Origin of the sequence: Acrocarpospora sp. B8E8, from assembly GCF_039871605.1 — a bacterium.
GTDB classification, from domain to species: domain Bacteria; phylum Actinomycetota; class Actinomycetes; order Streptosporangiales; family Streptosporangiaceae; genus Acrocarpospora; species Acrocarpospora macrocephala.
This window is the reverse complement of the sequence record NZ_JBDPLV010000006.1, coordinates 216,430-227,242: the sequence shown is the minus strand read 5'-3', so window position 1 is coordinate 227,242 and position 10,813 is coordinate 216,430. Positions and strand designations below refer to the sequence as shown.

At 71.9% G+C, this 10,813-nt stretch carries 5 protein-coding genes; all 5 read left to right on the top strand.

The window, feature by feature from the left end:
• The first annotated feature begins 175 nt into the window (after window positions 1-175).
• The 5 genes from ABGB08_RS08540 to ABGB08_RS08520 are packed head-to-tail and all read left to right on the top strand — an operon-like array spanning window position 176 to window position 10,812.
• A complete protein-coding gene (locus ABGB08_RS08540) occupies window positions 176-1,162 on the top strand; it encodes a DUF1702 family protein (protein ID WP_347588077.1) in 987 nt (328 codons plus the stop codon).
• 46 nt (window positions 1,163-1,208) lie between these two features.
• Window positions 1,209-2,174, top strand: coding sequence for a DUF1702 family protein (locus ABGB08_RS08535; RefSeq protein ID WP_347588075.1), 966 nt, complete (start codon window positions 1,209-1,211; stop codon window positions 2,172-2,174).
• Window positions 2,175-2,177: 3 nt separating this feature from the next.
• On the top strand, window positions 2,178-4,115 hold the full coding sequence (locus ABGB08_RS08530; protein ID WP_347588073.1) for a CRTAC1 family protein: 1,938 nt from the start codon (window positions 2,178-2,180) through the stop codon (window positions 4,113-4,115).
• Window positions 4,116-4,120: 5 nt separating this feature from the next.
• Window positions 4,121-5,116: an enediyne biosynthesis protein gene (locus ABGB08_RS08525; RefSeq protein ID WP_347588071.1), complete on the top strand. Its 996-nt coding sequence runs from the start codon at window positions 4,121-4,123 to the stop codon at window positions 5,114-5,116.
• A complete protein-coding gene (locus tag ABGB08_RS08520; protein WP_347588069.1) occupies window positions 5,113-10,812 on the top strand; it encodes a type I polyketide synthase in 5,700 nt (1,899 codons plus the stop codon). The genes ABGB08_RS08525 and ABGB08_RS08520 overlap by 4 nt, the downstream gene beginning before the upstream one ends.
• Window position 10,813: the final 1 nt, after the last annotated feature.

Below are 10,813 nucleotides of genomic sequence, written 5' to 3'. Positions count from 1 at the left end.
CAATAAGGGTGGGTGGGTGGGAGAACCACGCCTAACCGTATTCGGCGCCGCCGCTTGGACCACGAGCGGCGGCGTTGTCATGTGCGCACATTCGGAGATGTCTCGCGCACGTCAGGAGAAGCGTTGGCGTGCGGAGGCGGGGGATTGTGTGATTGACGCGATCCGAGGAGGGGCGATGCCTACCACGATTGGTTCGTTGCGCAGGCTGGTGTTGACGCCGGCGTTGCGGGAGGTGACGTTTGCCGCGAGGGGGTTTCCGGCGGCGCCGCCGGGGGCGACGCGGCATCTGGAGGCGATTCCGCAGGCGGTGATCTGCGGGTTCGAGTGGGGGATCGACGCGCGGGATCAGTGGGAGGTGGAGCGGCGGCTGGAGCTGGTGGAGCCGGAGCAGCGCGGGTTCGCCTACGAGGGGGCCACGATGGCGTTCACGGTGGTGGACGCGATGGGCGGGGGGCGCGGGAAGCGGACCAGGGACCTGTTGATGGGGCCGGGGCGGCCGCACATCTTCCTGACCTACATCGGGATCGGGTTCGCCATGGCGCGGCTGCCCAGGGTGCTGTGGAAGAAGGTGATGCCGGATCTGAGCGGCACGCCGTACTATCCCGCGATGACCTGGCTGGCCGTCGACGGGTACGGCTTCGACCGGGCCTACTTCGAGACCAGACGCTGGGTGGACGAGCAGCGCATCCCGGCCGCCTACCCGTGGGAGGGGCGGGCGGACTACTTCCCGCGCGCCATCGACCAGGGCATCGGCCGGGCGCTGTGGTTCATCCACGGCGGGCAGGTGCCGGGCGTGGCCGGCGCGGTGCGGCGGTTCGCGGGGGACCGGCAGGCCGACCTGTGGAGCGGGGTCGGGCTGGCGGCGACGTTCGCGGGCGGCGCGGACCCGGCGGCGCTGGCGGCGCTGCGGCGCGAGTCGGGGGAGCGCTGGGCGCAGCTGGCGCAGGGCGCGGTGTTCGCCGCGAAGGCCCGGCACTACGCCGGGCACGTGCCCGAGCACAGCGCGGCGGGAGTGTCGATCCTGGCCGACCTGACGGTCGACGCGGCGGTCGCGGTGGCCGACGACTCGGCCGTGGATCCCGCCGGGAAGGCCGATCTCCCGGCCTACGAGTTGTGGCGGAATAACGTCCGCACCCGGCTTAATTCGCGTGAGCAAGTTTGAAGTAGACGCACCTCCACAGTCAATGGATATTTGATATGTGGCTAATATGGTGCGTGCGCTGAGGCGCAAAATACTAACCCCGGACATGTCCGCCACAAGGCTCGACGTGCGGGGCTTCCACGAAAAGAGCCCAGCCGCCAAAGAATTACTCGAAACGGTCGGGCGATCATTTCTCACCGGATTCGCCCATGCCGCCGAGGCGCGCACACCCGCCGACGCGGAAGAATTGCTGGAGAGAATTACCGAACGATTCCGCGGATTCGCCTACGAGGGCGCGGCGATGGCATTCACCGTCGTCGACGCGTTGCCATTCGGCGGGCGCGGAAGGCTCCAGGGATTCCTCGAAGGGCGCGGCAAGGACCACGTCTACATGGTCTATGTCGGGGTCGGCTGGGCGATGGCCCGGCTGCCCCGGATGGTGTGGCCGCGCGTCCAGGCCCCCGACCCGCTCCTGCGCTGGCTGGCCCTGGACGGCTACGGCTTTCACCAGGCGTACTTCCAAACCGCGAAGTACGTGCACCAGCAGTTCCAGGAGCCGCGCTTCCCGTGGCCGCGCGGCGACCACGGCGGCTACCAGAACCGGGCCATCGACCAGGGCATCGGCCGGGCCATGTGGTTCGTCGGCGGAACCGAGCCCGACCTGGTCGCCTCGATGATCGAGAAGTTCCCGCAGGCCCGCCGCGCCGACCTGTACGCCGGCACCGGCCTGGCCGCCACCTACGCGGGTGGCGCCTCGGAAGCCGAACTACGCGAACTCTGGGAACGGGCGGGACAGTACCGGCCGCAGGTCGCGCAGGGCAGCGCGTTCGGCGCGACCGCCCGGGTGCAGGCCGGGCTGCTCGGCCCGCACACCGAGCTGGCCGTCCGCGTCTTCTGCGGGATGACGCCGGAGAAGGCGTCCCTGATCTGCGCGGAGGCCCTGCCCGACGGGCCGCTGGACGGGGTGCCGCCCGGCTACGAGGTGTGGCGCCAGCGCATCGCCGATGAATTCGTATCTCTTGGGAGGTGTTAGTCAGTGGCACGCACAGCTGGCTGGGTCCGCAGGCAACTGCCGGGAATTGTGGCGTTGGTGCTGCTCGCGGTGGCCTTCGTGATTGTCAAACTGCCGGCGGCGTCGTCCGCCGAGCGGGCTGAGATCGCGAGCACGTACGCGTTCAAGCCCATGAACATCGCGATGCCGGGAGGCTTCAAGAACCAGACCATCCGCCGGGTCAACCAGGACTACACGCACATTGACGCGTGGATCTCCTCGGTCGGCTCCGGCATCGCCATGAACGACCTGGACGGGGACGGCCTGGCCAACGACCTGTGCGTCACCGACCCGCGCATCGACCAGGTCGTGGTCACCCCGACGCCGGGCCTGGCGGCCGACCGGTACGCGCCGTTCGCGCTGGTGCCGTCCGGGCTGCCGATGAACGACGTGATGGCCCCGATGGGGTGCGTGCCCGCCGACCTGAACGAGGACGGCCGGATGGACCTGCTGGTCTACCTGTGGGGGCGGACGCCGATCATCTACCTGGCCAAAGCGGATGCGAAGGGCTTGAGCGCAGAGGCGTACCAGGCGATCGAGGCCGTGCCGCCGCGGAGCAGCACGCCAGGTTACACCGGGCCGCAGTGGAACACCAACGCCGTGGTCGTCGACGACTTCGACGGCGACGGCCATGACGACGTCTACGTGGGCAACTACTTCCCGCACGGTCCCGTCCTGGACGACAAGCTGAGCGGCGGGGTGGCCATGAACCACTCCATGTCGCACGGCATCAACGGCGGCGAGGACTACTTCCTGCGCTGGACCGCGTCCGGGCCCGCCTCGGTGAGCTTCCAGCAGGTCGACGACGCGATCCCGGTCAACGTCTCCAAGGGCTGGGTGCTGGCCGCCGGGGCCACCGACCTGGACGGCGACATGCTGCCCGAGATGTACCTCGGCCACGACTTCGGCCCCGACCGGATGATGCGCAACGCCTCCAGCCCCGGCCACATCAAGTTCACCGTGGTCGAGGGCACCAGGACGCCGCTGATCCCCAAGTCCAAGGTGGTCGGCCTGGACTCGTTCAAGGGCATGGGCGTCGACTTCGGCGACCTCAACGGCGACGGCCTGTACGACCTGTTCGTCAGCAACATCACCACCACGTTCGGCATCCAGGAGAGCAACTTCGCCTTCATGAGCGACGCGAAGGACAAGAGCCAGCTCCGCGCCGACCTGAACGCCGGCCACGCCCCCTGGGAGGACCTGAGCGCGCCGCTCGGCCTGGCCTGGTCCGGCTGGGGCTGGGACCTGAAGATCGCCGACTTCAACAACAGCGGCGACCTGGCCATCGCGCAGACCACCGGCTTCGTCAAGGGCGAGGTCAACCGCTGGCCGCTGCTGCAGGAGCTGGCCACCGCCAACGACCAGGTGCTGCAGTACCCGGTCTGGTGGCCGAACGTGCGGGCGGGCGACGACGTGGGCGGCAGCCAGACCTTCGCCTTCTACGCCAAGCGCGCCGACGGCACCTACAGCAACGTGGCCGGCGAGCTCGGCCTGGCCATCCCGGTGCCCACCCGCGGCGTCGCCACCGGTGACGCGGACGGCGACGGCCGCCTCGACATGGCGATCGCCCGGCAGTGGGACGAGCCGGTCTTCTACGCCAACGCCAGCACGACCAAGGGCGGCTTCCTCGGCCTGCGCCTCACCCACGAGGGCACCGCAGGACCCGGCTCGCCGGTGGTGGGCGCGCAGGTCACGCTGACCATGCCCGACGGCGGCAAGCAGATCGGCAGGGTGGACGGCGGCAGCGGCCACTCCGGCAAGCGCAGCAGCGAGGTGCATTTCGGCCTCGGCGAGAACGTGACCGGGCCGGTCCAGGTGAACCTCTGCTGGCGCGACCGCACCGGCGAAATCCACGAACAGAACCTTCAGCTGACCCCGGGCTGGCACAACATCCAGCTGGGCGCTCAGGCAACGGAGAGGTGACTCCCATGGCTGCACAGAACGGATCCGCGAACGGCGCACATCCGGTGGCCGAGCCGCCGCGGCACGACACCAAGGTGATCACCGCCCTGCGCCGGTTCGCCATGTCCATCACGATCTTCAACATCCTCGGCTACACGGTGCTGGGCTTCGAGCAGCCCTACGTCTGGCCGTTCATCGCGCTGGCCACCGGCTACACGGTGGAGATCGTGCTGGAGATGATCGGCGCGCGGGTGGAGCACCGGGCCCCGCGCTACAAGGGCGGCGGGGCCAAGGGGCTGATGGAGTTCCTGCTCCCCGCGCACATCACCAGCCTGGCGATGAACATGCTCATCTACGTCAACGACCGGGTGCTCGTGCTGATCTTCGGCGTGATGGTCGCGGTCGGCGCGAAGTGGATCCTGCGGGCGCCCGTGCGCGGGCGGCTGCGCCACTTCATGAACCCCTCCAACTTCGGCATCACCGTGATCCTGCTGCTGTTCCCGTGGGCCAGCATCGCGCCGCCGTACCACTTCACCGAGCACATCGACGGGCCGCTGGACTGGCTGATCCCGCTGGGCATCGTCATGGCCGGGACGATGATCAACGCCAAGCTGACCGGGCGGATGTGGCTGATCATGGCCTGGGTCGGCGGGTTCGCGCTGCAGGCCGTGGTGCGCGGGGTCATTCTCGACACCAACATCCTGGGCGGTCTGGCGACCATGACCGGGGTGGCGTTCGTGCTGTTCACCAACTACATGATCACCGACCCGGGGACCAGCCCGTCCAAGCCGGGCGCGCAGGTCGCGTTCGGCGGCGGGGTGGCGCTCACCTACGGCGTGCTGACCGGCATGAGCATCCCCTACGGCATCTTCTTCGCGACCGCGATCGTCTGCCTGGCCCGCGGCGGATTCCTGTGGTCGCTGCACTTCACCGAGAAGGCCAGGGCCGAGCGGGAGGCCGCCACGCTGTCGGCCGCCCAGGCCGCGCTGGCCCAGCCGGGCAGGGAGGTCGCGCCCGTATGACCAGGATCGCCATCGTCGGGATGGCCTGCCGTTACCCGGACGCGGACTCCCCGCGCGAGCTGTGGGAGAACGCCCTCGCCGGGCGCCGGGCCTTCCGGCGGCTGCCCGACCAGCGGATGCGGCAGGCCGACTACTGGGACGCCGACCCGGCCGCCCCGGACCGGTTCTACGCCCGCAACGCCGCGGTCATCGAGGGGTACGAATTCGACCGGATGGCGTACAAGATCGCCGGCAGCACCTACCGCTCCACCGACCTCACCCACTGGCTGGCCCTCGACACCGCCGCCAGGGCCCTCGCCGACGCGGGGTTCCCCGGCGCCGAGGGCCTGCCCAGGGAGCGCACCGGCGTGATCGTCGGCAACACGCTGACCGGGGAGTTCGCAAGGGCCAACGTGATGCGGCTGCGCTGGCCGTACGTGCGGCGGACCGCCGCGGCGACGCTGAAGGAGCACGGCTGGGACGACGCGAAGGCAGCCGCGTTCCTGCGCGACTACGAGACCGTCTACAAGGCGCCGTTCCCCGGCATCGACGAGGACAGCCTGGCCGGCGGCCTGGCCAACACCATCGCCGGGCGGATCTGCAACCACTTCGACCTGAAGGGCGGCGGCTACACCGTCGACGGCGCCTGCTCCTCCTCGCTGCTCTCGGTGGCGACGGCGTGCCGGTCGCTGGTCGACCAGGACGTGGACGTGGCCATCGCGGGCGGCGTGGACCTGTCCATCGACCCGTTCGAGGTGATCGGCTTCGCCAAGACCGGGGCGCTGGCCAGGGGTGAGATGCGGCTGTACGACAAGGGCTCCAACGGCTTCTGGCCCGGCGAGGGCTGCGGGATCATCGTGCTGATGCGGGCGGCCGACGCCGAGGAGGCGGGCCGCCGGATCTACGCGACGATCGCGGGCTGGGGCATCTCCTCCGACGGCAAGGGCGGCATCACCCGGCCCGAGGTGGCCGGATACCAGCTGGCGCTGCGCCGGGCGTACGAGCGGGCCGGGTTCGGGATCGAGACCGTGCCCCTGTTCGAGGGGCACGGCACCGGCACCCAGGTGGGTGACAAGACCGAGCTCACCGCGCTGTCGCTGGCCCGCAGGTCGGCCGACCCGGACGCCGCGCCCGCGGCGATCAGCTCCATCAAGGGCATGATCGGGCACACCAAGGGCGCGGCCGGGGTGGCCGGGCTGATCAAGGCGGCGATGGCGGTGCACCAGCAGGTGCTGCCGCCGACCATCGGGTGCGTGGACCCGCACCCGGTGCTGGCCGAGGAGCCGGTCGCGCTGCGGGTGCTCCGCAAGGCCGAGGCGTGGCCGAGCGGCCAGCCGGTCAGGGCCGGGGTCACCGCGATGGGGTTCGGCGGGATCAACACCCACCTGGTGCTGGAGCGGTCGGGGGCGCGCAAGCGGGCCCCCTTCGATCCGCGCACCAAGGCGCTGGCGGCGTCCGCGCAGGACGCCGAGCTGCTGCTGGTGGACGCCGGATCGCTGGCGGAGCTGCGGGAGCGGGTGGCCGAGTTGGTGGGCTTCGTGCCCGCCTTGTCGTACGCGCAGCTGGGCGACCTGGCCGCGGTCCTCCAGCGCGACCTGCGCGAACTGCCGTACCGGGCGGCGGTGATCGTCTCCTCGCCCGAGGACGCCGAGACACGGCTGCGGCGCATCCTGGAGGCGCTGGACGCGGGCGAGACCAGCCTCCTCGACGGGCGGGCCTTCCTCGGCCACGTGACCGGCATCGGCAGGGTCGGCTACCTGTTCCCCGGCCAGGGTTCCGGCCGGGGCCTCAGCGGCGGCGCGCTGCGCCGCCGGTTCGCCGAGGTCGACGAGGTGTACGCCAAGGCGGCCCTGCCCGCCACCGGAGACGTGGTCGCCACCGCGGTGGCCCAGCCCAGGATCGTCACCGGTTCGATGGCGGGCCTGCGGGCGCTGACCACGCTCGGCATGGAGGCCACCGTCGCCGTCGGGCACAGCCTGGGCGAGATCTCCGCCCTGCACTGGGCCGGGGCGATGGACGAGGAGACGCTGCTCAGCGTGGCCGCCGTGCGCGGCCAGACGATGACCGAGCACAGCTCGTCCGGCACGATGGCCGGTCTGGCCGCGTCCCCCGACGCCGCCCTCGACCTGATCGGGACCGACCCGGTGGTGATAGCCGGATACAACGGCCCCGAGCAGACGGTCGTCGCCGGAACCGCCGAAGCGGTCGAGGCGGTCGGCCGCAGGGCCGCCGCGGCCGGGGTGACCTGGACGCCGCTGCGGGTCTCGCACGCGTTCCACTCGCCGCTGGTCGCGCCCGCCGCGGCCGCGTTCGCGGCGAAGCTGGACCGGGGCGCGTTCGGCCAGATCGGCGCCAGGATCGTGTCCACGGTCACCGGCGACGCGCTGGCCGCCGACACCGACATCCCCGCGCTGCTCCGGCTGCAGATCACCGAGCCGGTGCAGTTCGCGCAGGCCGTGGAGCTGGCGGCCAAGGACATCGACCTGTTCGTGGAGGTCGGGCCTGGCCGGGTGCTCAGCGGCCTGGCCACCGGCGTCACCGGCGTGCCCGCCGTGTCCATGGACACCGACGACGAGTCGCTGGCAGGGCTGCTGCGCGTGGTGGCCGCCGCCTACGTGACCGGGGTTCCGGTCACGCCCGAGGCGCTCTTCCACGGGCGGCTGGTCCGGCCGCTGGAGATCGGGCAGGAGTTCTCGTTCTTCGCCAGCCCGTGCGAGCAGGTCCCCGACGTGGACATCGCCGCCGCCCCGGTGCTCGCCGTCGCCACGGCGACAGTGGCGGCCGAGGCGGGCGAGTCCGTCGTGGACCTGCTCAGGAGGCTGGCCGCCGAACGGGCCGAACTGCCCGTGGAGATGGTTGCCCCCGGCAGCCACCTCCTCGACGACCTGCACCTCAGCTCCATCACCGTCGGCCAGATCGTCAACCAGGCCGCCCAGGCGCTCGGGGTGCCCCCGGCCACGGCGCCGATGAACTTCGCCACCTCGACCGTGAGCGAACTCGCCGAAGCCCTCGGCAGCCTCGCGGAAACCGGCGCCCCGGCGGCGCCACGCGAGATCGCGGGCGCGGCCGCCTGGGCGCGGCCGTTCGCCCTCGACCTCGACGAGACCCCGTTGCCCCCGATTACACCCAGGGTCCCCGGGGGCAACGGGCCCTGGCGAGCGTTCGCGCCGCAGGGCCACCCGTTCGCGGAGCACCTGCGCGAACAGCTGGAACAGGCCGGAGTCGGCGGCGGCATCCTGGTGTGCCTGCCGGAATCGTGCCAGGAGTCCGACCTGGCGGCGGCCCTGACCGGCGCCAAGGCCGCCGCCGTCTCGGCCCCCGGCACGCGATTCGTGCTGGTCCAGTCGGATCCGTACGGCGCCGCCGGGCTGGCCAAGACCCTCTCCCTGGAGGCGCCGCACCTGCGGGTGACGATCGTCCACATCCCGTACGGGCCGGACGCGGTCGCGAAGGTGGTCGCCGAGGTGGCCGCCACCGACCGCTACGCCGAAGTCCACCTCGACGGCGTCCGCAGGGTGCCCACGCTGCGCGCGATGCCCGTCACCCCGGCGGTTACGCGACACCCGCTGACCGGCGAGGACGTGCTGCTGGTCACCGGCGGCGGCAAGGGCATCACCGCCGAGTGCGCGATCGCGGTCGCCGCCGACAGCGGCGCGAAGCTGGTCATCATGGGCAGGTCCGCGCCGGAGGGGGACGCGGAGCTGGCCGGAAACCTTCGGCGGATGAGCGACCTGGGACTTTCCGTGCGCTATGTGAGGGCGGACGTCACCGATCCCGGGCAGGTCGCGGCCGCCCTGGCCGAGCTCGGCCCGATCACCGCGATCCTGCACGGCGCGGGCCGCAACGAACCGGCCGGGCTGACCTCGCTGGACGCGGACGCGTTCCGGCGTACCTTCGCCCCGAAGATCGACGGCCTGCGCGCCGTGCTGGCCGCCGTCGACCCCGACCGGCTGAAACTGCTGATCACCTTCGGCAGCATCATCGGCCGGGCCGGGCTGCGCGGCGAGGCGCACTACTCCACCGCCAACGAGTGGCTCCGCGCCCTGACCGAGCAGTTCGCCGCCGCGCATCCGGACTGCCGCACGCTCTGCATGGAGTGGTCGGTCTGGTCCGGCGTCGGCATGGGCGAACGGCTGGCCGTCGTCGAGTCGCTGACCAGGGACGGCATCACCCCCGTCACCCCGGACCAGGGCGTCGAGATCATGCGGCGGCTGGTGTGCGACCCGGACGCGCCGGTGGTCACCGTGATCAGCGGCCGTACCGAGGGCATCGAGACCGTCCGCTACGACCGGCCCGAGCTGCCGCTGCTGCGGTTCGTGGACCGGCCGCTGATCCGCTACCACGGCGTCGAGCTGGTCACCGAGACCGAGCTCACCGCCGGCAGCGACCTCTACCTGGCCGACCACCTGCTCGACGGCAACCTGCTGTTTCCCGCCGTGTTCGGGATGGAGGCGATGGCGCAGGTGGCCACCGCCGCCACCGGCTGGACGGCGACCCCGGTCATCGAGAACGCCGAGTTCCTGCGGCCGATCGTGGTCCCGCCCGACGGCGCCACCACCATCCGGGTGGCCGCCGCCGTCACCGGCGACGACCTGGTGGAGGTGGCCATCCGCAGCTCCGAGACGGGCTTCGCGGCCGACCACTTCCGGGCCCGGCTGCGCTTCACCGGCGCCGCCGTCCAGGACGGGCCGCCCGCCCAGGTCGCAGGCGGCCTGCCCGCCGTCCCGCTCGACCCGGTCACCGACCTGTACGGCGGCATCCTCTTCCAGGGCGAACGATTCCAGCGCCTGACCGGCTACCACCGGGCCGCCGCCCGGCACGTGGACGCCGACGTGGCCGCGATCGACGCGTCCGACTGGTTCGCCGCCTACCTGTCCGGCGAGCTGCTGCTCGGCGACCCGGGCATGCGCGACGCCCTGATGCACGGCAACCAGGTCTGCGTCCCGCACGCCACCCTGCTGCCCCAGGGCATCGACCGCGTGCACGCCACCCCGGCGTCCGGGCCGATGCGCTACAGCGCGGTCGAGCGGGAACGTGACGGCGACACGTATATATACGACATCGTCGTCCGGGACACGTCCGGGCGCCCGGTCGAACGCTGGGAAGGGCTGCGGCTGCGTGCCGTCCGCAAGAGCGATGGCCGCGGTCCGTGGGCGCCCGCGCTGCTCGGGCCGTACGTCGAGCGCATGCTGGACGACCTGATCGGCGCGAACGTGGCCGTGGCGGTCGAACCCGGCGGCGAGCGCCGCGCGGCGACGGCCGTGGCCGTCGGGCGCGCGTCCGGCGGGCCCGTCGAGATCAGGTATCGCCCCGACGGGCGCCCCGAGATCGACGGCGGCACGATCTCCGCCGCGCACGGCGCCGGGCTCACGCTCGCCGTCCGCGCCGACGGCCCGCTCGGCTGCGACGTGGAATCGGTCGCGGAACGTTCCGCCGAGACCTGGGCCGGGCTGCTCGGCGGGCACGCCCCGCTCGCCGGCCTGGTCGCGGCCGAGACCGGCGACAGCGCGGACGCGGCCGGAACCCGGGTCTGGTCCGCCCTCGAATGCCTGCAGAAGGCCGGGCTCACCCCGGCCGCCCCGCTCACCCTGGCCCGCGCGGGCCGGGATCCGTGGGTCGTGTTCGCGTCCGGATCGCTCAGGATCGCCACCCTCGTCACCAGCGTGCGCGGCCAGCACGAGCCCGTGGTGCTGGCCGTGCTGGCCGAAGGGCGCTGAC

Coding starts and splice junctions, on each gene's coding strand:
- ABGB08_RS08540 (WP_347588077.1), top strand. CDS start 176: ATGCCTACCACGATTGGTTCGTTGCGCAGGCTGGTGTTGACGCCGGCG.
- ABGB08_RS08535 (WP_347588075.1), top strand. CDS start 1,209: ATGGTGCGTGCGCTGAGGCGCAAAATACTAACCCCGGACATGTCCGCC.
- ABGB08_RS08525 (WP_347588071.1), top strand. CDS start 4,121: ATGGCTGCACAGAACGGATCCGCGAACGGCGCACATCCGGTGGCCGAG.
- ABGB08_RS08520 (WP_347588069.1), top strand. CDS start 5,113: ATGACCAGGATCGCCATCGTCGGGATGGCCTGCCGTTACCCGGACGCG.